At 34.8% G+C, this 25341-nt stretch carries 22 protein-coding genes; 1 reads left to right on the top strand and 21 read right to left on the bottom strand.

The window, feature by feature from the left end; translation table 11 throughout:
* Positions 1-24: 24 nt before the first annotated feature.
* The 21 genes from C8C87_RS10900 to C8C87_RS10805 form a co-directional block, all read right to left on the bottom strand.
* Positions 25-573, bottom strand: a complete 549-nt coding sequence (locus tag C8C87_RS10900) for a PepSY-associated TM helix domain-containing protein (protein ID WP_121342629.1) — start codon at positions 571-573, stop codon at positions 25-27.
* A gap of 147 nt (positions 574-720) precedes the next feature.
* Positions 721-2937 (bottom strand): TonB-dependent siderophore receptor, encoded by a 2217-nt coding sequence (locus tag C8C87_RS10895; protein WP_121342628.1) that lies wholly within the window; start codon positions 2935-2937, stop codon positions 721-723.
* 474 nt (positions 2938-3411) lie between these two features.
* Entirely contained in the window at positions 3412-4407 is a 996-nt protein-coding gene (locus tag C8C87_RS10890; protein WP_121343353.1) for an FAD:protein FMN transferase, read from the bottom strand.
* Positions 4408-4524: 117 nt separating this feature from the next.
* Positions 4525-6723: a PepSY domain-containing protein gene (locus C8C87_RS10885; RefSeq protein WP_121342627.1), complete on the bottom strand. Its 2199-nt coding sequence runs from the start codon at positions 6721-6723 to the stop codon at positions 4525-4527.
* 92 nt (positions 6724-6815) lie between these two features.
* Positions 6816-7298, bottom strand: a complete 483-nt coding sequence (locus C8C87_RS10880; protein WP_121342626.1) for a DUF2271 domain-containing protein — start codon at positions 7296-7298, stop codon at positions 6816-6818.
* A gap of 86 nt (positions 7299-7384) precedes the next feature.
* Positions 7385-8890: an ankyrin repeat domain-containing protein gene (locus C8C87_RS10875; protein ID WP_121342625.1), complete on the bottom strand. Its 1506-nt coding sequence runs from the start codon at positions 8888-8890 to the stop codon at positions 7385-7387.
* Between the two features lie 284 nt (positions 8891-9174).
* Positions 9175-10326: a PepSY domain-containing protein gene (locus C8C87_RS10870; protein WP_121342624.1), complete on the bottom strand. Its 1152-nt coding sequence runs from the start codon at positions 10324-10326 to the stop codon at positions 9175-9177.
* Positions 10327-10389: 63 nt separating this feature from the next.
* Positions 10390-12537, bottom strand: coding sequence for a TonB-dependent siderophore receptor (locus C8C87_RS10865; protein WP_099714663.1), 2148 nt, complete (start codon positions 12535-12537; stop codon positions 10390-10392).
* Between the two features lie 190 nt (positions 12538-12727).
* Positions 12728-13207, bottom strand: coding sequence for a DUF6265 family protein (locus tag C8C87_RS10860; protein WP_121342623.1), 480 nt, complete (start codon positions 13205-13207; stop codon positions 12728-12730).
* Between the two features lie 131 nt (positions 13208-13338).
* Positions 13339-15639: a DNA topoisomerase 3 gene (locus C8C87_RS10855; protein WP_121342622.1), complete on the bottom strand. Its 2301-nt coding sequence runs from the start codon at positions 15637-15639 to the stop codon at positions 13339-13341.
* Positions 15640-15868: 229 nt separating this feature from the next.
* A complete protein-coding gene (locus tag C8C87_RS10850) occupies positions 15869-16234 on the bottom strand; it encodes a DUF2200 domain-containing protein (RefSeq protein ID WP_121342621.1) in 366 nt (121 codons plus the stop codon).
* 27 nt (positions 16235-16261) lie between these two features.
* The gene (locus C8C87_RS10845; RefSeq protein WP_121342620.1) at positions 16262-16654 is read right to left on the bottom strand and encodes a DUF1801 domain-containing protein; all 393 of its coding nucleotides are present in this window, start codon (positions 16652-16654) and stop codon (positions 16262-16264) included.
* A 122-nt stretch (positions 16655-16776) separates the two neighbouring features.
* Entirely contained in the window at positions 16777-17208 is a 432-nt protein-coding gene (locus C8C87_RS10840; protein ID WP_121342619.1) for a hypothetical protein, read from the bottom strand.
* 140 nt (positions 17209-17348) lie between these two features.
* Positions 17349-18332 (bottom strand): glycoside hydrolase family 43 protein, encoded by a 984-nt coding sequence (locus tag C8C87_RS10835; RefSeq protein WP_121342618.1) that lies wholly within the window; start codon positions 18330-18332, stop codon positions 17349-17351.
* Between the two features lie 173 nt (positions 18333-18505).
* The gene (locus tag C8C87_RS15800) at positions 18506-18661 is read right to left on the bottom strand and encodes a hypothetical protein (RefSeq protein WP_158589743.1); all 156 of its coding nucleotides are present in this window, start codon (positions 18659-18661) and stop codon (positions 18506-18508) included.
* Positions 18658-19308 (bottom strand): DUF1801 domain-containing protein, encoded by a 651-nt coding sequence (locus C8C87_RS10830; protein WP_121342617.1) that lies wholly within the window; start codon positions 19306-19308, stop codon positions 18658-18660. Before C8C87_RS10830 ends, C8C87_RS15800 begins: the two co-directional genes overlap by 4 nt.
* 411 nt (positions 19309-19719) lie before the next feature.
* Entirely contained in the window at positions 19720-20832 is a 1113-nt protein-coding gene (locus C8C87_RS10825; protein ID WP_121342616.1) for a histidinol-phosphate transaminase, read from the bottom strand.
* A 233-nt stretch (positions 20833-21065) separates the two neighbouring features.
* Entirely contained in the window at positions 21066-21626 is a 561-nt protein-coding gene (locus tag C8C87_RS10820) for a hypothetical protein (RefSeq protein WP_147402370.1), read from the bottom strand.
* Between the two features lie 156 nt (positions 21627-21782).
* Entirely contained in the window at positions 21783-22382 is a 600-nt protein-coding gene (locus C8C87_RS10815) for a GTP cyclohydrolase II (RefSeq protein ID WP_121342614.1), read from the bottom strand.
* The gene (locus C8C87_RS10810) at positions 22379-22816 is read right to left on the bottom strand and encodes a DUF4231 domain-containing protein (RefSeq protein ID WP_121343352.1); all 438 of its coding nucleotides are present in this window, start codon (positions 22814-22816) and stop codon (positions 22379-22381) included. The genes C8C87_RS10815 and C8C87_RS10810 overlap by 4 nt, the downstream gene beginning before the upstream one ends.
* A 173-nt stretch (positions 22817-22989) precedes the next feature.
* Positions 22990-23649, bottom strand: coding sequence for a hypothetical protein (locus C8C87_RS10805; RefSeq protein ID WP_121342613.1), 660 nt, complete (start codon positions 23647-23649; stop codon positions 22990-22992).
* 594 nt (positions 23650-24243) lie between these two features.
* On the opposite strand from C8C87_RS10805, the gene prfA reads away from it, so the two are divergent.
* A complete protein-coding gene (gene prfA / locus C8C87_RS10800; RefSeq protein WP_121342612.1) occupies positions 24244-25320 on the top strand; it encodes a peptide chain release factor 1 in 1077 nt (358 codons plus the stop codon).
* Positions 25321-25341 lie beyond the last annotated feature (21 nt).

Raw genomic sequence — 25341 nt, 5'->3', positions numbered from 1 at the left:
AATTTCATGCCTTAAATTTGAATTTTATCCCAATAAAAACAGAAAAATCAATGGAAAAATCACTCCGGCTACTGCGAGTTTCCAACCTCTGTTTTTCCAACTGAATTTTCCGGCTTTGATCATTATAGTTCCTGTCAAAGCGATGATGATTAAACTGATGGCAAAAATATCAGAATAGTAAATCCAAAAATTAGAAGTGTTTTTATGCAATTTCATCGCCTGACTAATTATTGGTGTTTTTACAAAAGAGATGATTTCTCCTTTTCCGGTTTTCATATCAATTTCGACATCGTGATTTTCAAAAGAAATTTTAAAGTCTCCTTTTTTCACTGTGTGACGTCTCATTTTGTCATCGATGCCCAGTTGTTTTCCTAAATCTTCAGAAAATTTTTCGTTGATTTCACTTTCCTCCGGTAATTTCACTTCAATCTCTTTTGTTTCAGTAGTATATTTTTCTGGATGCCAAGCATCTCTGTGGTTCATCAAAAGTCCAGAGAAGGCAAATGATACAATAAGTCCAATATAAAAATAGCCTAAATCACGATGTAAATTTCTGAATTTTATTTTTTTCATAATTTTTAATTTAATGAGGGAATCGTATTTTTATTCTTTTGCAAATACAATTTTTTAGTTCGTTAAAATAACAAAAACTTTTTCTGCTTTTCAAAAAAATGAAATTGGCAGAAAAAGTTTTGGATGAAATAAAACCAAAGTTTGGTTTTAGAATTTATATTTTAAACTTGTCAATATTTGACGCGGTGCAATTGGATTGATACTGTAGTTTTCGTGTACCGTATAATTCAACTCATTTGTAATATTTGACAACCTACATAAGATTGAGATTTTTTTCCAAGTATAACCTGCAGAAACATCGATTGTTGTATAACCACTCATTGGAATTTCTCTGTCATTGATTGTTTGAGCTCCAGTATTAGGATTAATTACAACTAGATTATTCCAACCTCCAAGACGGTTACCAATGTAGTTCCCGATTGCTCCAAAAGAAACACCTTTTAATGCTCCGGCTGGCAAAGTATAGAAAAAGCTTAAATTAGCGGTATTAGCTGGAGTTCTTACCACACGATCTCCTTCAATAGTACTTCCGTTTAATCCGGATGTTTTGGTATAACGCATATCGTTGTAGCTGTAACCGGCAATAATGTTTAAGCCTTCTGTAGGTCTGGCTGTAATATCAATTTCAATTCCTTTGCTAGTAGTTTCTCCGTTCAAGACTTTTATAGTCGTATCAGTATTGTTTGATCCATCAGCTTTAAATTCTGCTGTTTGTGCCAAATTGCTGTTTGTAATTTGGTACGCAGTAATATTTGTACTCAAAATACCTCTCCAGAAATCTTTTTTAATACCTGCTTCATATTGGTCTATGATTGAAGGTTTTATTGGTTTTAAATCAACTGTTGTTCCAGTATTTGGTGTAAATGAGTTAGAGTAGCTGGCAAACAAAGACATCTCTTTTGTTGGTTGATACACTAATCCAAATTTTGGAGAGAATGCCTCATCTTTACGTATTGGAGCTTGAGTTGTCAAGCTGTTGTTGATTACTTCTGCTTCTTGCCAAGACCAACGAATACCTGCTAAAAGCTTAATTTTTTCTGTAAACGAAATCAAATCTTGTGCATAAACCCCAAAACGGTTTGTATCAGTACTTACTATTCGGGTAAGCGTAGAATTTGGCTCATCCATTCGCTGTGTTGCAGGGTCGAAAGTAAAGATATTTACAGTGTCATAATTGGCAGTACTAAAAGCAAACGTATATGCTTGTGCAAAAGAGTTTTCAAAATCTACACCTGTAAACAATTGATGTTTTATTTTTCCGGTGTTGAAGTTTCCTTGTATGCTTAATTGATCTCCAAAAATTTGTTCAGTACCTTTATTCTGTCCTAATGGTCTATTGAAATTTCCATAAGGATTAGCTGTTGGAGATATTACAATACGTTCTGTAGCTTTTGATTCTCTGTCGAAATTTTGAAAAGAAGCATTGAAATTTAATTTCCAGTTGTCATTAAAACTGTGATTAAGTAATGCGGAAGCACTTGCTGATTTTGTTTTTCCATTTGACCAAAGCGCACCATAATAGTTACTGCGTGGCACATCAACAATTTCTTTTCCTATTACTCCAGTTCCAAAATCTGGTGTCCAATTGCTTTTCAAGTAATCTCCTTGTACTGTAATTTGAGTTTTATCAGTTACATTAAAAAGGAAGGAAGGATTAATGTATAAACGTTCGTTTTTCACAACATCTCTAAAACTTTCTGAGTTTTCGTAAGAACCTGTAAAACGATATGCAATATGTTTATTTAATGGTCCGTAAAAATCTACAGCTGGTTTGTAGTAAGCAAAACTTCCTGCTTGCATAGAAATTTCTCCACCGCTTTTGAAAGATGGTGTTTTCGTAACCAAATTTAAGATTCCTCCAGGAGCAACGTTACCAAATAATAAAGCCGCACTACCTTTTAAAAATTCTACTTTTTCCAAAGAAGAAACCTCAGGAATAGACCCCGCATTATAGCGAAAACCATTTTTAAACATATTGTTGGCTGACATATCATAACCTCTAGAGTAAAATGATTCTTGAGCGCCACCACGTGCAGAACCTACATAAACACCATTGGCATTTTTCAGTACCTCACTCAAACGAATGCTTTGTTGTTGTGCTATAATTTCAGATCCAATAACTTGTACACTTTGTGGAGTGTCCATTGGTTTTAAACCTGATCTCAATGCTGAAACTGGTTTTTTCTCCTTGTTTGCTGTGATAATAACTTCTTTTAGTATCCCTCCTTTTTTGTTTTTTATAGTGTCAAATTCTGAAGAAGTAGTTTCATCATAATTTTTATCACCAGAAGCATTTGCTGATTCTTGTGCTAGACAGGATAAACTGAATAAAAGTGTTAAAGTTGGAAGTAAAATATATTTCATGATTGTTTATTTGGAATAATTAAAAATAACGATGCAAATATAAAACCCAAGTATGGATTTGCAAAACTTATTTAGATTAAATATTAATAAAAATTAAAAATATATTTAACGTATTGTTTTTTAGTGTTTTATATTTTTATGAAACAACCATTTTCACCCGAAGCTTTCTTTTTGATGGTCTTTGTCTTGTTAATATTACTTTTTTGACCCTGTGAATTCTGAAATTCATCCCTTGAAAAGTGTTTGAAGATCTTTTATGTTAAATTTTGTTAAAGCAATTTGCAAATACCATCGCTGAGGAGGACATTTTCGGTGCTGCAGATTTTAAGGATTAGCAACTGTTTTCAAAGGGAATACTTGATTTGTGGAATTGGTGTCAAAACAGAATATTGGAATTAACCATTCCTAACTACAAATAGGAAGCCTATCTTTGATGCAATAGTATTTAATTTCGGAAGTTTAAGCTTAGAATCATTAAAGTCGTGCCTTAAATTTCTTGATTCGGAAGTTTTTTGATTTCACAACTTTTCCATCATCAGTAATTATGATGCAGCTGTAATCAGGATATTTGTTGAGTAAAAGCAGTCCTGCCGTTTTTCCTAAAACCATTAGCGAAGTACTCAAGCCGTTAGCCGTTTCAGCATTTGGTCCAAAAACCGTTACACTGCACAAGCCCGTTGCGGGATAGCCCGTTGCCGGATTGATGATATGCGAATAGCGTTTGCCGTCAAAAACAACAAATTTCTCATAGCTCCCTGAAGTGGTTACTGCATCTTGTTTTAATGGAACAACACCCAAAAGTTTTTCAGGATGAAAGGGGTTGGTAATTCCTATATTCCAAGGTTTCCCGTTAGGTTGCTTTCCCCAAGTACTCATATCGCCTGATCCGTTTATAATTCCGGCTTTGATGCCTTTTGCAAGCATCATATCTCGGCATTTATCGGTGGCATATCCTTCTCCTAATGCTCCAAATCCAATCTTCATTCCTTTTAGTTTTAGGAAAATAGTCGATTGAACACTATCCAAAACAATATTTTTATAGCCCACTTTTTCAACCGATTTTTTAATGGCTTCCGCCGATGGCATCGCAGTCATGGAACCATCAAATTTCCAGATTTTATCCATCGCCGCAAAACTAATGTCAAAACCGCCATGGGTTACTTCAGAAAATCGAATCGCTCTTTGTGTTAATTCAAAAACTTCTCTATCCACTTTTACTGGTCGAATACCCGCATTTTGGTTTACTTCCGATACTTGTGAGTCCGATTTCCAATCAGAAATTAAATTCTCGATTCGGGTAATTTCTGCAATAACGGCGTCTATGTTTTGTTCTGCCGATAGTGAATCTTTGGCAACAATGCTAACATCAAAACGCCCGCCCATAAGTAAGGTGGTTCTTTTTCGTAAGACCTGGCTGTGGCTTGTGAAAGCGCAAATTAGTAAAAGGAGAAAGAGGAATTGGAATTTCATAATAAAAGTATCAGTAGTCATTGCGAGGAACGAAGCAATCGCACTAGCATAAGCATATAAGTTGAGCAACTAATGTGATTGCTTCGTTCCTCGCAATTACAAAGTAACATAATTCCACTAATAACAATCCGTCAACACTTGTCCATTCGCTTTATAAGCTGCAATTTCCATACTTGTTCTGGAAAGAGATAATTCATCAAGAACAGCTTCTACATCTTTTTGCATAGCAAGCGAACCGCAAATCATTACAACGCCTCCTTGTGTTAACAAATCCATGAAAAAATCAGCGTCACGTTTGATTAAATCCATCACATAATTATGGTTTGCTTCACGGGATAAAGCCAAATGAAACCTTTGAAGTTGTTGTTTCTCCATCATTTCATCGGCAAATTTTTTATATCCTAAAACAGTTTCAGTTTCCTTTCGAAAGCCGGAATACAAGTGGATTTCGGTTTTTTTCTTGTTTTGTTCTATCATTCCCAGAAAGGGAGCGATACCGGTTCCATTTGAAATTAGTGCTACTTTGGGTGCTTTTTTCGGAAAGTGAAAAGCAGCATTCTTGAGGATTCTGGCTTTTATAATCGAACCAGGTTCCACACCATATAAGAAACCGGATCCCAAACCAGAAGGATGTAGTTTTACCACTAATAATATATAGCCATTATGATTTCCGATGGAGTATAGGCGTTCTCGGGTGTCATTTGCAGGATAAATAGCCAACAGGTCGCCCGAAGTAAATTTAGCGCTCCTGCTAGCGCGTAATGTGAGTAAAAAAGTATGTTCCGTATCAGAAATAGCGGTCTTGTCCAGTACGACCAGTTTTTCCAAACCTTTTGGAACCTCATTGTATATTGATGGAGTGGAGGAAAGAGAAATTCCTGTTTTGGCACTCCATAATTTTACCCAACCTACAAATTCTTCAGCTGATTTGTCGTTTACGGTTTGTAATTCTAAAAAGTGCTCCGCCCAATTTTGTTTCGCCAATAAAGTGTCAATGTCACGTGCATAACCACAAAAATCAGGATACGCTTTTGAACCAAATCCGACTACCGAAACATTGATTTTGTGCTGTTGTTCGGTTTTGTTAATGAGCGAAATAAATTTACTCGCATTAGATGGAGCATCTCCTAATCCGTGGGTTGAAGTAAATACGATAAGATGTTCTGCTTTTGGGTAAACCGAATAATTATTCAATTCAGTAAGGAAAGCTTTTTCTCCGTGAGCAAGTAATTGTTTGTGAATAGCATTAGCAAATCGCAATGAACTTCCATTTTCAGAACCTACCAGCAAAATAAATGTACTGTCTTCGGGTTTGTATTTGTTTTTAATGCGACTCGATCTTCGTTTCAAAGTCATTGCAAATCCCGAGTAGATAAAAAAGAGAATATTTAAACTCGCTATTCCTAAAATTATCGCCCATAAAATATTGGTTCGACCGGTATGTAAGTTAAGACTCAAATCCGATATTAAAGTTCTCATCGGAAAAGGAGTTTCATTTACAATTGCCCCGGAAACCTGATTGACTTCTATTTCTCGGTCTTTTAAGGTAATGATATAATATTCTTCGGGATCATCCGAAAAAGGGAATTCGATTTTTTGAACATCGGCCAGAAGCGTATTTTTAAAAACGGAAGTAGCAGCACTTTTTTCTGCAATTGGCGTAGTTACAGTCGCTTCGGTTTTCTCTTCTGAATCTGTTTTTTCGAGGAAAAAATTAAACTTTTCCAAGGTTAAATAGGTTCCAGAAAGTGCGATAATCAGAATCGGAATCAGCGATAATCGTCCTAGAAAAATATGGTAATATTGGGCAAAATTTTCTTTTACAATTTTAGAAAATAGACTGCGAAAACTTCTTTGTCGGTTGAGTATCAAAGCAAAACCCGAAATGGAAATCAATACTAACAAAAAGGAAATAAAACCAACAAAAAAACGCCCCGTTTCTTTAAGAAATAAAGAACGATGGAGCGCTGTCGTCCATTGGATAAACTCACTTTTTTTGATAGGTTCTCCTAGTATTTTTCCAGTTCTTGGATCAACATAAGCATTTACATCATTGTCTTCTTGGTCGATACCTTGCAGTGTTACAAATTGATTGTGGTTTACACTCAATTCCGTTATTTCAGGGTAGGTTTTGCGCAATATCGGCAAAGTTTCTCCAAGTGTTATTTTGTCGAAATTTTCTACTTTGTATGGCGGTGTTTTCTCTTGTATGGCATCGACTGCGAGTATGACACCAGTTACGGATGCCAATATCAAAAATGCAGCAGAAAATACAGCCAAAGCCAAGTGTGAGTAACGCCAAAAAGAAAGAGTCATTGATAATAAATTTTAACATATAAGTCATATAAGTTTTACGTTTTGTAAAAGCTTATATGACTTATTATGGTTTAATGTAAAAGCTGTTTATTTTATATTTTGTTTAATCTTACGTAACGAATATAACCTTTACCTTCAGTTTTTGCAGCAATTCCTTCTGTTGTAAGCGGAATTTCTAAATCGGCGGTGTAATATTTATGATCTTCTACAGCTGTTTCAAATCGCAATTTAAATCCTTTGTTGATTTTAGCATCTTCAATTTCTAGTGTAGTGATGCTACGGTCGCCGCCAGTTACTGAAGCTCCAGTTTTGGCGCTGATGTTTTCTGGTTTTTTAGAATAGAATTTATGCCACTCTTTTAGGGTTTTGTACCATTTTTTATCGTCACCCATTACATATAATGTTTTCACATATTCGCCTTTTGCGTTTACAAGTGAAACTACAATATAAGCGCCTTCTCCCATGTAGTTGGACATTTGGAGCATGCATTTGTATTTACTGGTTTGTGCGGCAGCTTGAAAGGACAAAAGGAATAGAAACGCTATAGATAAACTAATTTTCAGGATTGATTTCATATGTAGATAATATTTGTTTTAAAGGAATATGGTATCGCCATTCTTCATTATTGTTTGTGATTTTGTATCACGGCAATTTCATACTATTATTTTAAAAATTCTAGAGATACGTTGTTTTTTGTTAAAGACTCATTTTCTTTTGCCAAGGCATAGGCACTTTCGTCAAAATCAGTGGTGATTTCTTTTTTGGCACCAATAGAGATCAGGTATTTTAAGATAGTATCGTCTTTAGAAATCATAGCTGCTTTGTGCAATGCTGTTAAACCATCTTTGTTTTTTGCGTTTACATCGACATTTAAATCAGTAATTTTCTTTAGCAAAGTTAAATCGTTTTTTGCGATAGCAAAGTGATAAAGCGTGCTTCCGTCTTTTTGAGGAGTGACTACGTTTAATCCTTTATCCTGAAGTAGTTTTATTTTAGCTTCAAAAGGATCTTGTTTTGGTCCATTAGCAGCTTCTGGTCCACGACCTATTGGTCTGTAGGACTGTATTAAGTAATATCCTAAGTTGTTTCCATCTTTGTCTTGAACGTTTGCAGCGGCACCTTTACTCAATAATAGTGCAACTGCTTCTGGTGTCCCAGATTTCACAGCCATCGTTAATGCCGACTCACCTTTACCATTTTGTATATTGATATTTTTTACAATTGGCAATAACAGTTCTAGTGCGGCAATTTCTCTTGACCCGGCTGCTGCCATTAATGCAGTATTCCCTTCATTATCGGCTTTGTTGGCGTCTACTCCTTTTGCTAAAAAGTAATTGATGATTTCAGTTTGGTTGGATTTACTTACCAGAAAATGAAGTACAGTCTCTCCTGTTTTACTGGTTACTGTTGGTTTTAGTTTTAATTCTTCTACCAAGTATTTATAGGTTTCAATTGTGTTTGCGTCTCTACGAGAGCCTTGTGCAGCAATAATTAGTGCATTATCAGTGTATTTCACTCCTTTTTCTAACAGTGTTTTTAAAAGGGTTACATTTCCAGTTCTGGCTGCATAATTAAAGGCAGTATTTCCATCATTATCAATGTCTTTAAGAGACAATCCTTTAGAAACAAAATAGGTAGTAAGTGTCAGGTTTTTGTCTGACGGTATTGCCATAAACAATAGGTTTAGACCGTCTTTATATTTTTTCTTTGGGTCTATTCCAGCTTTAAAAAGCGCATCATAAACAGCAGTATTATTTTGACCATTATTGGCTGCAAATGTAATTGGAGTAAAACCTTGGCTATCTTCTAGGTTAATGTCTGATCCTTTGGCTATAAGGTATTCTACGATTGCTGTATTTCCTTTATTAGCGGCCCAATGTAAATAAATACGATTATCATGAGTAGATTTAGTGACTTCATTTCCGGGTTGTTCCAATAAGAATTTTATTGTAGCTTCAGGTGCATCATTATTAATAGCCATAACGGTTACATCAAAAGCATTAGGTGTTGATGCTGATGGGCTGTTCCCTTTTGCTATTTCTGCTTTAACTGCGTTTACATCTGGTGTTGTTTTCCAGAAAGACTGCTCCAAAAGTGTATTTTTTTGCTGCGCACTCACAAATAAAGTAGCGACTAAAGCAAATGAAATAAAAAGATTCTTTTTCATAAATGTATTGTCAAGGTTCTTATTAATAGGGAAAGTTTGTTTATTTAATAGTTTAGTTATTTAGAATAAATAAAAATAACGCAAATGTAAAAATAAATAGTATAATAGCAATTATTATTTACCCTATAAAGAGAAATTTTTTATTGTGTTTTTTTATACTTGTTTGCATTATATCTAATTCAAAAAGCATAAGAATTTTTTCAATTATCTATTTAGATATAAAATGAATTGAAAGGTTTAATGCAATTGCTTTAAATAATTCAATTATGTTTTTTTATTTTGATTTACACTGAAACTGTTGTTGTGTTTTTATTTTTTTTATTTCGTCCCCACCAAATATAGCATCCGGATATTGGCAGACTTGCAATGAGTAAACTACAAAGAAAGGCGAATATTTTCCCCGGTAATCCTAATATTGCTCCAGTGTGAATATCATAATTCATTTTCATGAGGTTATCAGCAACTTTATCCGCTGTTTTTCTGCCCCAAAGATGGGAAACAGTCATTTCGTCTAAGCTGTATTGATCAAAATAGCGGTAGTCAATTTTCCAATATGTTCCTTTGTCACTATTCGCATTGGCGGCTATTGGTGAAAGATTCGTTTCCGGCGGATGAATTTCAATGGATTTAGCTTGAGGATATTCTTTCTGCATTTTAAGCCAAACAGCATCTAATGGTTTTACGATTGTAGTAGTTGCAGTTTTCTGATTTTTTTTCGAAAGCGGTTCTTCATATAATAATGATTTTTCTCCGCCTGACACTTTATAATACGAGTACGCAAACCATTGAAAACCCCATACTAATCCCGTAATGGCAAAAATAATTCCGATTATCAAGATATAAAAACCGGTGACATTATGTAAATCATAATTTTTTCTTTTCCATTTTGTACCTTTTTTCCATTTGAACCAAAAGCGTTGTTTTGCGGCACTTTTATTTTTTGGATACCAAAGAATTAAACCCGAAACGAGCAGTATCAGAAATAGTAATGTCGCCGATGCCACAATAGTCTGCCCAATTTCATGAGGCAGCCAAAGATAGAAATGTCCGTCTAGTATAAAAGGGAAAAAACCTTCCTCATTATTGATCGTTTTCAGCACTTTTCCTGTATAAGGATTCATGTAAGTTGTATAATGATAACTGGGTTCGTAATGAAAAAATATAGCTTCAACAGCATTATTTTTTTCATTGTATTTGATGGCGTGAAGTACTTTATTAGGAACTTCTTTTCTAGCGATGATTTCCAGTTGAGATGGAGGTAAAAAGGATTTATTTTGCGTTTCCACAAAACGATATTCTTCTGTGATGTCCTGTATTTCCTCTTGAAAGGCATACAAACATCCTGTTATGGCGATTATAAAAACAATTAAACCAGAGGACAAACCAAGCCAAAGATGGATTTTTCGAATTGCTTTTTTGAAGTTGTTATTTTTCATTTAAAAAGGATAAAACTCCCCACCGAAATGAGGAGTTTAGTGAAACAAAACCAATTATGAAACTTAAAATTTATAGGTTAAACCTGCTGTTACACTTCTCAAACGCTGAGGAGTTACAGTGGACCAACCAGAATAGTATTTTTCGTTTAATGCATTATTCAATTTTAATGCGATATTAAATTTATCACTCGTATACGATAAAGCCGAATTTAAAACGGTATAACTTGGCAACTCAAATGTTCCAATATTTGCTCTGTTTAAGGTTTTGTACTCGCTGGCATAGTTTCCACCAAATCCAATTCCGAAACCTTTTAATTTTCCTGAAGTCAACGTGTAATTAGCCCAGAAATTAACTAGGGTTTCCGGTCCTGCTTCTTCGGGTCTTTGTCCTAAATAACCATCTCCGGGATTGTCTTTAGTAACTTCACTTTTGTTGTTGCTGAATCCGGCAATGATGTTAAATCCTTTGACAGGATTTGCCGTAAAACTCAATTCAATTCCTTTACTGTTTACTTCGCCGCCTTGAATGGAATTGTTGATATTATTGGGATCAGTCATTATTCTATTTTTTACATCAATGTTGTAATAACTAATCGATGCTGAAATAATATCCTTGTACAAGTTTGTTTTTAGTCCAAATTCATATTGATTGGCTTGTTCTGGGTCAAAAGATTCCATTCTCGGATTAGAACCATCCACTTCAGAAACTTCTCGTGGCGTTACATTTACAAAGCCATTCATATAATTGGAGAAAACAGAAACTTTATCTTTAATCAGCATGTAAACCAAACCGAATTTTGGAGAAACGGCTGCTTGACTGTTTTCTTCGGTTGCTGTTTTAGATTTGAAGTTGTCAATTCTCAAACTCGCCATGGCAGATAATTTATCCGTAATATTCAACACATTCGACGCATAAGCACTAATAACTTCCGTTTCTGCAGTTGAGTTTCCTTCGAACGAACCTACTAAAAGGTTGTCAACTCCTGCTTGGGTCAAATCTCCCGTATCTGATCCATCGATTAAGGAAACAGTTCCGTTTCCTAACCAACCGGTGCTTCCGTTTATAATATTTGATTTATAATAATCAATACCTGCGACCAATCGGTTTCTTAAACTTCCAATTTTAAAGTCTCCTATGAAATTCTGCTGAATATCAGTTGCCAAAGTTTCTCCGTTTCTTTTAGAAATATATCTTGAAAAATCATTTCCGTTTGACGCGTCAAATAAATACGAATAATACCCGCTGGTTTTACTGTTACTTCTGGATAATACCGTTTGAGAAGTCCATTGGTCAGACAACTTGTAAAACATTTGAGCTTGTAAACTATACGTTGGATTACTGATTGATAATTCGTTTGAAGTAAACGATTTTTTATAATTTCTTTCAAATAATTCGATTGAATTAAAAGATAAAGGAGAATATCTGCTCAAGAAAATCATGGGTGCATTAGCAGAATTTCTGTTGGTGAATTCTGTATTTATTAAGAATGAAAGTTTATCATTCACTTTATAACTTAGCGAAGGCGCAAAGAAAAATGATTTGCCGAAACCAGCATCTTGAAACGAATTTTCTTTTTGATACGCTGTATTTATTCGAACGGCAACATCTGAATTTAAAGGTATGTTTACATCGGCAGTGATTCGGTCCAATCCATACGATCCTGAAATATAACTTATTTCTCCACCAAAAGTTGAGTATGGCTTTTTAGTGACAGTGTTTATTAAACCTCCGTAAGAAATTAAGCTGCTTCCAAATAATGTTCCCGATGGTCCTTTTATAACTTCAATGTTATCCACATTTGCAGGGTCGATACTTCCGTTATTGATTCCAGGAAGACCATTAATCATGGTAGGCTGAACAGCAAATCCTCTCATAGAAAAATATTCTGCTCCATCACCCCCACGTCCTGTTGATTCCCAAAGACGCGTTATACCTGTTGCATTTTTCAATGCATCATTAAAATTAGTCACCACTTGCTCTTTCAATAATTCGCTGGTAACGGTATTGTACACTTGAGGATTTTCAATATTGTTCAAAGGCATTTTTGAAACCGTGGTGCTTTTTTCTCTTTTGTACTTGTATTTGTTGGTGTTTACAATAACTTCCTTTAAGGTCTTAAGAGAATCTTTTTCTTGCTCTTTTTTTTCTTGAGCACTCACTGTTATGCCAATTAATAAAACAGACAGGTAAAATGTATTTATCGTTTTCATTTATTTAGATTAATTAAAAATAATACCGCAAATATAATAGTGCTTTTTGTTTTGACAAAACTTATTTAGACTAAATATAAATAATATTAAAAAATAATTTTCAGTAATTTGAAAGTCAGTATTTTACGGCATAAAAAAAAACCTTGCTTATTTAGAGCAAGGTTTTGATTGAAACTTAAATGTTAAAGTTTTATTTGATTTTTTTCATCGAAAACTGTTCAGAACTTGGTTTTCCTTGTTGGATTCCCGAAATTTTAGCGACTAAACTGTCTGGAGTAATTTGGCTGTAACTGATTTTTTGAGGATAATCGTGTTTCAAATTTTCAAATGATACTTGTTTGTCGGTTGCAGTTGTCAATTTGAAAACAACGGGTTTGTCGTTATTTTGTCCCTTTACTGTTGCAGTATACGTTAAGTTTTCTCCTTTTTGTTGTAAGATGATAGATTCAAAATGCACTGTATCTTTCTCTTTTATGTAATAGGATTGTGCTTGAAAGGTGCTATCGTTCAATTTCTCCCAATTTTCCGTTAGATTACCATCGGCTGATTTGTTTTCCCAATTCCCCAAAAGCCAACTTGCCGCTTTGATTTTTTCGTTTTTATTGGAATCAGAATTTTTGCAGGAAACAATTACTAGCAAAAGCAGTATAAGAGTTGTTTTTTGAAACATATGTGTAAGTATTTGGTGTTATTTTGAAACGCTAAAATATAAAAAAATAGAATAGAAAGATTTTTGATTAATGATTTTTGACCCGAGCGATAGCGAACCAGCGAAGCATTTCAGATAGCATTAATCAGAAATCAGTAACTATTTTCGCTTTCTTTCAAAATGGTATAAACCAATTCTTTGGTCGGTTTTTGATCTTTTAAATTCGTTCTGACTACATCGAAAGTCACTTTGAAATCACAACCCAATTTATAATCACTGCAACCATAAGCAGTTTTTCCTTTAAGAACCGTTCCTTTTTCACATTTCGGACAGGCTAATTCGTCCGGTATGGTTTTCATTAAAGTTTTCTTCGGTTCTAATTTGAGTTTGAAATTTTCATCAAAGCGGAGTAAACCTTCCACAGCGCCGGCATCGGTTTTGAAATCTTTCAAGTTTACGGTCGATCCTTTTTGAAGCAATCGCAGGTATTGGTTCTCGGATATTTTTTTCTCCGCAAAGGTATAGGGCAATAGGAACGTGCAACCTGCTTTGTATTCGCCACAGCCATAAGCGGATTTTCCTTTGATGAGCGTTGCTTTTTTACATTTCGGACAGGCTTCCGCCAAAATTCCTGCAGCTTTCTTTTTCTCCACTTTAGCCTCTTCCTTTTGGACATTTCCTGCATGCGAGATATTAGCGCGTCTGGTTTCACTGCGTACTTCATACACCAAAACCTCAACCATGCGCTTCATGTTTTTGATAAAGGAACCGGCGGTAAAGGTTCCTTTTTCAATATCTTTCAACTGTTTTTCCCAAGAACCCGTCAGTTCTGCCGACTTAACCAACTCATTTTGAATAGTATCAATTAGTTGAATTCCTGTTGGCGTTGGCAATACTTGTTTTTTGTTTCTAACGATGTATTGACGTCTAAAAAGCGTTTCAATAATATTGGCTCGCGTGGATGGACGACCGATACCGTTTTCTTTCATCAATTCGCGTAAATCTTCATCATCCACTTGTTTGCCGGCGGTTTCCATGGCGCGCAATAAGGTGGCCTCCGTAAACTGATTGGGTGGTTTAGTTTCCTTTTCTAAAAATGAAGGTTCGTGTGGGCCTTTTTCACCTACAACAAAACTCGGCAGGATATCGGCTTCTTTTTCTTTGGCGTTCGGATCTTCAAAAACTATTCTAAAGCCTTTTTTTAAGATTTCTTTTCCGGTAGTTTTGAAAGCTACATCGGCGGCTTTCCCGATTACTGTTGTATTAGCTACCAAACAATCATCATAAAACACCGCAATAAAACGCTTAGTAATTATGTCATACACTTGTTGCTGATTGTATTGCAAGTTGCTTTGAATCCCCGTTGGAATAATCGCATGGTGATCGGTAACTTTTTTGTCATTGAAAACTTTAGGCGATTTTTTTATCTTTTTTTCCAAAAGCGGTTGTGTCAACGCCGCATAATTCGTCAAGTTTCTCAGAATTCCGGGTACTTTTGGATAAATATCGCTTGGTAAAAACGTGGTGTCGACTCTGGGATAGGTGACTACTTTTTGTTCGTACAAAGTCTGGACAATTTTAAGCGTTTCATCTGCTGAAAAGCCAAATTTTGTATTGCAATATACTTGTAGGCCAGTTAAATCAAAGAGTTTTGGCGCAAACTCATTGCCATTCTTTTTTTCGACAGAAACAATTTCGAACTCACTTTCTTTGACTTTATTGGCCAAAAGTTCTCCATCTTCTTTTTTTAAAAAGCGTCCATCTTCATAGCTGAAAAGCGTTTCTCGATATAAAGTTTGCAACTCCCAATACGGTTGCGGCTTGAAATTTTCAATTTCTTTAAATCGGTCTACAACCATGGCTAGAGTAGGGGTTTGTACCCTTCCAATAGACAATACTTGTTTGTATCCACCATGTTTTACGGTGTACAAACGGGTGGCATTCATACCGAGTAACCAGTCGCTAATGGCTCTGGAAAATCCGGCGTAGTATAAATTATCGTAGTTGGCAGATGGTTTTAGGTTTTCAAAACCCTCTTTGATGGCTTCGGTGGTCAGGGACGAAATCCACAAGCGTTTTACCTCGCCTTTATAATTGGCTTCATTCATGACCCAGCGCTGAATAAGTTCTCCTTCTTGCCCGGCATCCCCGCAGTTGATGACCAACTCGGCTTTGTCAAACAAACTTTTTATGATTTTGAATTGCTTTTGGATTCCCGAATTTTCGACCACTTTGGTTTCAAATTTGTCGGGAAGCATAGGCAGGTTGTTCAAATCCCAACTTTTCCAATGGGGTTTGTAATCGTTAGGTTCTTTTAAGGTGCATAAATGCCCAAAAGTGTACGTTACGGCATAACCGTTGCCTTCGTAATACCCGTCGCGTTTGGTATTGGCTCCTAAAACGGATGCGATTTCGCGTGCTACACTTGGTTTCTCGGCAATACAGACCTTCATTTTCTCTTTCTGATTTAAGGGCGCAAATTAGGAATTTAGAAATTGGTATTAAAAAGAAATCGGTAGGAGTTATGAACTGGTATTTCCAAAAAATGCATTGGATAATCTTAAAAAGAGCGGGTCTTATTATTATGGAATTGAAGATTAATTATTCCTATTGGGAACCGGATTACGCTGATTTGAGAGAGGGTTTAAGAGTGTAAATTTATCTCGTTGTCTTTGGGGTGCTTTACGCCACTCGCAAAATTTTCTCCATTTTGCGTCCTTTAGCCAATTCATCGACCAGTTTGTCTAAATATCGTACTTGTTGCGTTAACGGATTTTCGATTTCTTCTATCCGATACCCACAGATCACACCGGTAATCAAGTGCGCATTAGGGTTTAGTGTAGCATTTTGAAAGAATTTCTCGAAAGTTACTTTTTCTTCCACGAGCTCTAGTAGTTTTTTTTCATCGTAACCCGTCAGCCATTCAATTACTTGAAATAATTCTTCTTTTGTTCTGTTCTTCTTCTCGACTTTTGCGATATAATGTGGATATACCGAGGCGAATGTCATTTTTGCAATACGCTCATCGTGATTATTTGTCTTGTTCATGCTTTAGATTTTAAGGTTAATCTCCATTTATTTCAACCTTTCTAATTGTCCTTTTCTTTTTACTATGTTTTTGTAATCCCACTGGATATCTTTTGATTTGTTCAGCCAACGTTTCAGGTCTTTTGTATTGATTTGTTCAACTGTAGTGAAGAAAATAGAAGCGTCTTTAAATTTTTTTCCTTTTATGTTTAAATCATCTTCTTCAAAGTCAGCACCACTCCAAAACATCAAACGCCATCCTGCTTTTTGTTTGCTATAACCAACAATTGGATTACCGTCTAAAAACCAAACAGGGTGGGCGTGCCAAATTTTGCTCTCAGCCTCGGTCAATTCGTTGTCAATAGTCTGAGCAAGCACGTTGCAAATTGCTTTGTCGTCTGAGGTCTGTATGTCGTTATATGTTTGAATCTCCTCTTTCATTGTGGTCAAATGGTGTAATCGTTAATTCAATTTATATTCGATTGGTAAATTAAAAGTTACCCTTACTGCTTCTTCGTCAAGCTGTTAATTGTTTAATTGTATACAGGCGTTGTAATGTGGATTTATATCTTAAAAACATCCAGTTTTTGCATCCAGGAGATTTCTGATTCAACAAACGTAAGTCTGGTTTTGATTATTCGGTCCGATTTATCTCTAGGATTCTTAGTTACAAATCTCGCCTTGGAATTATTAAAATCCAACGTGTATTTTTCATCAAAGTCTTCTTGTTTGTTAGAAGAAAAAGTAATCACATTGTCTTTCGCACTCCATTTTCCTTTTCCGTATTTATTTACTTCAGGTGGAATTCCTTGTTTAATTTTCGAATAATAATGAAATAGGAATGTTCCATCTTGATGTAAGGTCAATTTATAGTCAAATAAATGACTTTCATCTTTACCATTTAAAATACGATTATAATCACCGGCGAAGTCATTCGATTGTCCGAATGCCGTTAAGTTGAAAACTAAAAGGAATGTGGCAAGTAGTAGTTTCATAGGTATGTTTTTTAAATGTGTTAGTGTTTTTTTACTGTTTGTTTAGCTGTTCTGGTTTGTGGGTATAGCCTGTAATGCTGCGCTAATGATTGTTGATAATTCGAAGGATGAGGTTATGAACTAATAAAGATACCATACAATTATTTAATTATATGTGCTTTTACACCTTCGTTGGTAATCGTAATGGGTTTGATAAAACCTTGTTCGTCAAAAAACATTTCTTCTATGCACGTTTCTCTTGAATTGGCATGCGTTTCTGTAAGCGGTCTTCTGTGGTAAACAATGTAATATTGATTGGAATCAGGTGCTTTCATAACCGAATGATGCCCTGCTCCGGTAGCAATTTTAGGATCTTGTTGCAAGACTTTACCAATGCGCTTGAATGGTCCCATCGGAGAATCGGCAATCGCATACGCTACGCAATAATTGGGTCCGCCCCAGCCGCCTTCGGACCACATAAAATAATATTTGTTATTTCGGATAAACATAAATGGCCCTTCAACATAATTTTCCGGAGTAATCTCTTTAAATACTGTTTTGTCTTTGAAAGGGATGAAACCCGTAAAATCTGGTTTCAACTTAGCAATATTGCAATGTTTCCATCCACCATAAATTAAATAATGTTGACCATCTTTATCTCTAAAAACAAATTGGTCAATAGGTTGTGCGCCATTATAAAATTTATCAACTAATGGCTTTCCTAAATAATCTTTATAAGGACCTTCAGGTTTGGATGCAACCGCTACACCTATTCCTCCTGATTCAGTATCACTTTGAATATCGTTAGCTCCAAAAAACAGAAAATATTTATTCTTGTTTTTAATGATTGACGGTGCCCACATCGCTTTTTTTGCCCATTTTACGGCAGTTGTATCTAAAATTTTAGCATGTTTTGTCCAATTGGTTAAATCAGTAGACGAAAAAGCATCCAAAAAAACTTGTTTTTCATAAGGAGCTGAAAAAGTGGGATATATCCAGTATGTTTTATCAAAAATGATTCCTTCAGGATCAGCATACCAACCTTTGAAAATAGGATTGTTATTCTTTATTTTATCTGAAACAGCATTTTGTGCACTGGTTTTTGAGAAAGAAATAATAAATAGTAAGAATAAAACTCTGTTCATGTTTTTTATTTTAAAAGTAAAAAAAAATTGCTGTGAAAAATATTTTTACAGTAAATAATTTCACCCATGCTTCACGAAGTCAGGATACTTTGCACAGCAATCCAGACTTTTAAGAAGATGTTTTTTTTAAAGAACACTTTGCATTGCTGGAGCAGAACGAATGGTGTTTTCAATTAAGAACCGTCCTGCTGTCCGCTGTATTTCCTATAAATAAAAACTACGGCCGAAAAGCCTTGTTTTTCTAAATCGGGAGATGCCGCTTCCATCAGGGCTATCGATTCCGTTTCGTTTTCATAATAACCAAAGCAAAAGATGCTGTGGATTGTCATTTATTTTCTGCTCGAATGTACTTGTGAGAGCCGTCACAGCTGGGCATTTTTTTAGACAATCCACAAGTACAATCGTTGATTCCTTTTCCGTCAAGAATACGGGGAGTATATTTTTCAATTCGGGTTTCGCGGGTTTTGGATTGTTTGGAACCTGAAAAGTATAGGTTGTAAGCGCGCTGTCGCCCTGGAGTTAAGGCCTGGAAAGCAACTTTTAAGTCTGGATTTTTGTCTAAGGTATTTTGTAATTCTTCCACCAATTCAAGTTCGGTATTGCTTTTGAAATTTACTTTCAAGCCCGCTTTTTCAATTTCAATGGCTTCATAAATATAGGCTTTGATTATCGATTGTTGTTCTATGATTTCTTCCAGATTGGTAAACTTAAAAAAACGTACAGCCTGACTGTTTTCTCCGGGTTTGCATAGAATTCCATCGGTGTCTTGAAGTAAAGTTCCTTTAAAAAAACTAAGCGCACAGTATTCTTTAAAACTGCCTATAAGTACCACATTGTTTCCCTGAAAACTGTAACAAGGCGTACGCCACTTGAACTCTTCGCTTAGTCCGCAATCGAGTAGCAATAGTCGCAATTGCTCCATTTCGGGCTGCCATTTTTTGGCATTGCTTATAAAGTCATCAACTTTGGGATTCATTTTATGAAAATAAGGTTTTAGTTCAATAAAAGTATAAAAAACCGCGTTGCAAACCCTACGATTGTGCTACAAATTAAAATTGGTATTCGTTGCAAACAAGCATCAGTGGAATATGCTGTCTTCTCAAAAATCGAAAATAGTATTGATAGCATGCTGTGCGAAGTCTCCTGACTTCGTACCCATTGCTATATGCCGTTCTAACTTTAGTAACCTTTATTTTTCTGTGTTTGTTGATTATTGGAATTGCTACGAAGTCGTGAGACTTTGCAGAGCAATCACGATTATATTTTGTTGTTGCGACTTATTTATAGTTTGCGGAGATGGTGTTTGCCAAATCCTCCCAAATCCAAATCCAATTTCAAATTAAGCCTAATACCCAAATTGCTTGTAGCGTGTGTTGGTGGCAGTTTTTTATTGTATTGCTTTAATGAATTTTTTCATTTCGCCCATTTTACCCACTGTAATCCTTGTCCATTTACCTTGCTCTTCATATATTCTTCCCCCTTGAATATTATTGCTTTCTAATTGCTTGAAATAGTCCTTGTTGTATTTTTCAAGTGAAAAATAGATAAAATTTGTATTAGAATAAATGCACTCACAATTTAATTTTTTGAGTTCGCTGATAGTATATTGTCTCACATCTTCATTTAGCAAGTAGCAATTTGAAACAAATTTATCATCTTTCAAAGAAGCTATAGCAGCAAGTTTTGATAATACACTAACGCTATTATTTGTATTAGATTGCAAATTTGCCAAATTATCAATTATTGTTTTGTTCGCAATCGCATACCCAATCCGTGCTCCAGCCAAACCATACATTTTGGAAAATGTTTTGGCTATAATAATATTTTTGTGGTCATTTACGATATTGCTAAGGGATTGCTGTTTAGTAAAGTCCAAATATGCCTCATCAATTAATACAATTGTATTTTGTGAAATCTTGGTTACAAATTCTACCAATGCTTCTCTTTCACAAATTGTTCCTGTTGGGTTGTTTGGATTACAGATATAAACAAGTTTTGTATCTTGGTTTACAACTTCCAACATAGCTTGCAAATTAATTTTCTTGTCGGTTGTAAGAGGTACTTTATTTTTTGTTAAGCCTAAATTATCTAATGTAACTGTCCAATAATCATAGCTTGGGTCTGCGATTACGTAATTTCCTTTGTCTAATGATACGAATTTTGCAACCAAATCTAAAATTTCAGTTGAACCAGCTCCCAACAATATGTTTTCGTCTTTAACACTATTCTTTTTTGCAAGGTCAGAAATCAGTTGTGTTGCAACATCCCAATTATATCGGTTACTTATATTCGCATTGTCTACAAATGCTTTCCTTGCTAATGGAGATGGGCCATAAGGGTTTTCATTTGAGCGTAAAAAAATTAAGTTAGCATCATCCTCAAAACTATTAATTAAATTTTCTGATACAAGAGGAGATGCAAATGAATTGAAGTTTGTAAGTCCAATACCAGCTACTCCAATTCCAATTTTTTTCAGCCAAAGTCTTCTGTTCGTTTCCATGTTTTCTTTTTCTTTAAGTAGTCTTTAAAAAAAATAGTTTGTTACAACCGCGGAGTATTAAAATAGTCACTAACGTTCTGGTACTAAAGTGGGTTTGGGAATAAATTAAGCCCTGTTTTCGGATTTGCCACCCGAGCGATAGCGAACTGGCGAAGCAAATCATTCAAATACATAACCAACTTTCCATTAAGCCAATTCCCCAAATCAGTTTTAGTATCTGTTGGCAGTAGTTTTTATATGAATTTAATGTTACTTTTTAAATCTCTATATTTTATCATTTGTTCAACATCAACCTCTAAAATTCCATTTTTACTTACTTTTTCATGTCTACTCATTTCATCTCTAATTTCCATTAATTGTTTCTGAATGTTTAAAGTTTGAGCGGTTGAAATATATGGAATATTGTTTGGCTTAAATTCTCTAAAATAGTCTTGACAAAAAAAGAATGCAGTATTTAAATCATTAATGTTTTCACTTTTAACCCATGATTTTTGCGCCAAATGAATTAGCCAATCCCAAACTAAATGCCCATTATACTCTCGAGTTTCCCAAAATCTATGACAATCAATTATATAGTCATGACCATTTGCAACTAATGCGTCTAGTTCAACTTGCCAAATGCCAAATTTTATTATTGAAACATTTTCATAAAACTTATCAAAATCAAAATTTCCATTCTTCATTGTCAATTTTACAGCTTTTTCATAGTCAGAATGATTTTCGTCAAAATTGTTCGGAATTTCTCCATTCTCCCAAAGATCATATAAAAGATTTCTTGCCTCTTGTTCTGTCATAATTTTCATTTTAAAATTTATAGTTTAGGTTCTTGAATTCTCCGATTTTCAATGAATTCCTGCCAACGTTCCGCGGCTTTGTTGTAAAGATCTGTAAATTTCCGGCTAAGGAAAATAAAACCAGCCATTGCGCAAAACCACTGTGGGCATTAGTTCTTAGTCTTTTTTGAATTGGTTCATTAAATGACCCATCTTATTTGTCTTAGTTTCTAAATAAGATTTAGATGTTTCTGTAGCTTTTATTTCAAGTGGCTCACGTGTTACTTTAATTCCTGCAGATATTAGTCCTTCAATCTTTCGAGGATTATTAGTTAATAATTTAACGGATTTAATATTAAGGTCATCTAATATTTGAACGACACGACTATATTCTCTAGGATCTTGAGCAATATTCAATTTATGATAAGCTTCTGATGTATCTAATCCTTCAGTTCTCCCAAGTTCTAGCCCTTTTACTTTATTTAGTAAACCAGCTCCTCGACCATCACAAAGCATATATATAACCATTCCGCCTTTTAAGTTTATGAGTTTAATACTTTCATCTAATTGTTCATGACAATCACAGTCTAAACTTCTAAATATTTCTGCTGTATAACAGGCACTTTGTACACGTATTAAAGGTTCATCGTTAGATTTAAGATTTGCTAAACATAGTATATTGTCCTCTTCATGCTGACCCCATGAATAACAATAGAAATCAAAATCTCCATAATGAGTATTTAATCTGGTTACTGCTTTTTCAAATTGAGTGTTCATATTTTTTCTTTAGAGTTAAGTGTTTCTGGATTAGGAACAACTGAAGTCCATTGGTAATGAGCGTTAAGCGCAATCTCTGCAACTTTTTCTGCTAAGAGTGAATCTGCTGAGACATTTTCCGAATATTCTCCAACTTTAAATTTATATTTAATTACCTGATCTTCAATTAGCCTTTGACATTCACGATACAGACTCCAAAGTTTTTGGGGTTTTCGCAGTTGTAACCATGATGTGAATCCAGCAGCAATAACAGATAAAATTGATGGAATGATTTTACTTAATATTATACCTTCTCCCAAGGTAATAAATAATGGTGCTAATAAGGATGATGTGAGTATTATCACAAAGCTTACAAGAGATTCATTTTTATTATGATTTGCTTTTTCTTTAAATCCTTTTAAAGTTTTTTCAGCATATTCTAAAGATTCTGACATATTTGTGTTTTTAATGAGTGTTTGTGGAATTACTGCCAACGTCCCGCGGCTTCGCGAGGTTTGGGACTAAATTAAGATTTATTTTTCGGTTAAACACAAAATTTCCAAATACAAGAGTAACTTTAAATCAAACCTAAAGCCCAAATCTTGCGAAACCGCTGTTGTGTGTAGTACTAATTATAAAATGTATCATAAAATGTAAACATTGGATTCACATTTTGCATTTGGCTAACACAAACTTGATTAATAATTTCATCTTTTGTCTCTTCTAAACTTTCATAATTACCTCCAATTTCATAAGAAAAAGTCAGATGTTTTATTTGTCTATAGAAATATTTAGATTTAATTATACAAACATTACCCAATTGAGTCATTGAGTTTTCTAAATCTATACCATCTTTTATGATTATATCATTAATTTTTGCTTTTCCAAATTCAATATCATCATCCTCGAATGACATTCTACATAATACAGGATTTTTTTTATCATTTGTAGAAAATAATGTAATCGAAATGATTTCTGAACTTTCATTACTCTTTGAAAACAGCACTTTTGCATTCTGAAAATTATATTGATATAATTCTAATTTAAAATCATCGAATTCGTCGTTATATTTTTTTATTGGTTGTCCAAAATCCTCAATTACTTTTTCGATAGAAATTTTATGAGGTTCGTACGTGTATAAAAATTTTTTATCAATTATTTTCAATTCTTGATTTCCAACAATCAGACTATTTTTTGAGTTTTTCTTGTTTTTTAGATGCTCAACTAAATATTGTATAAGTAACACAAAAAGACCACCAATAACTCCACTAACTATATTTTCAATCATTTTTTCTTTGTATTGGAATGTTATTATTTATTTCGGTTTTCAAAGTATTACACACATCTTGTGTATATGTATGACAAAATCATACAAAGCCATCTAATTTTGGGTCGCTTTGCCTGATAAACGGCAGAGTTTAGTTATTTTCAAATATATAACTTAATACCGAAAATACGGACAAAAACATATTAAGTTATCTTTGGTGTTCAAAACTAACTTCTTTTGAATCAATAGCTTTACGGGAAACCGTAAAACGCTTTTTTTAGCACAATGCCCAAGCCCTGATTACTTCACTTTACTTTTATTTTAATTGGAGTTCAGTGAACTTCGTTTGCAGCGGCATCTCCCGATTTAGAAAAACAAGGCTTTTTAGCCGTAGTTTTTATTATCGGGAATATAGCGGATAGCAGGAAATAGCTCCTGAAAAAGAGTTTAATTGTTTAAAAGTTTAACGTTTAAAGTTTCTACTCATGTACCATTTGTTTTACTGATGACTTAGCGTTCCTTAAGTTTTCAATTGATAAGTAATACGCCAAAAACGAGCCTTGCAAACTGAATAGTTTTTTCGTATTTTTGCACTCCAATAAAAGGAATAAGAAAATGTTAGATAGACTTCAAATAGTAAAACAACGTTTCGATGAGATATCGGATTTAATCATTCAGCCGGATGTTATCTCTGATCAGAAACGTTATGTGCAATTGAATCAAGAGTACAAAAGTTTAAAAGCTTTGGCTGAAAAGCGCGATGAATACGTTATTTTGATGGCGAATATCGATGAAGCAAACGAAATTATAGCGGATAACAGTGATGCAGATATGACCGAAATGGCCAAGATGCAACTGGAAGAAGCAAAGGAAAGATTACCGGAACTGGAGGAAGAAATCAAGTTTATGTTGATTCCTAAAGATCCCGAAGATGCTAAAAATGTTATGGTGGAGATTCGTGCCGGAACGGGTGGGGATGAAGCGAGTATTTTTGCAGGGGATTTGTTCCGTATGTACACAAAATATTGTGAAAACAGAGGTTGGAGAACATCTGTTGTGGATATGAACGAAGGAACATCTGGTGGATTTAAAGAGGTGATTTTTGAAGTTACTGGTGAAGATGTTTATGGAACTTTGAAGTTTGAAGCGGGTGTTCACCGTGTGCAACGTGTACCGCAAACGGAAACGCAAGGACGTGTTCACACATCAGCAGCGACTGTTATGGTATTGCCGGAAGCAGAGGAATTTGATGTACAAATTGATATGAATGATGTGCGTGTGGATTTCTTCTGTTCGTCAGGACCTGGTGGACAATCAGTAAATACAACCAAATCAGCGGTTCGTTTGACGCACATTCCAACAGGATTGGTGGCGCAATGTCAGGATCAAAAATCACAACACAAGAATAAAGACAAAGCTTTTGGCGTTTTGCGTTCCCGTTTATACGAACAGGAATTAGCCAAAAAACAGGCCGAAGATGCTACCAAACGTACGTCTCAAGTAAGTTCTGGTGACCGTTCTGCCAAAATCCGTACCTATAATTACGCACAAGGTCGTGTAACGGATCACCGTGTAGGTTTGACTTTGTACGATTTAGGAAATATCATGAATGGTGACATTCAGAAAATTGTTGACGAGCTAGCGTTAGTCAACAACATGGAAAAATTGAAAGAAGCCAGCGAGGTATTCTAAATAAAAAAAAGTGAAATTCGT

The organism is Flavobacterium sp. 120, from assembly GCF_003633605.1.
GTDB lineage: Bacteria > Bacteroidota > Bacteroidia > Flavobacteriales > Flavobacteriaceae > Flavobacterium > Flavobacterium algoritolerans.
This window is presented reverse-complemented; position numbering and strand designations above follow the sequence as displayed.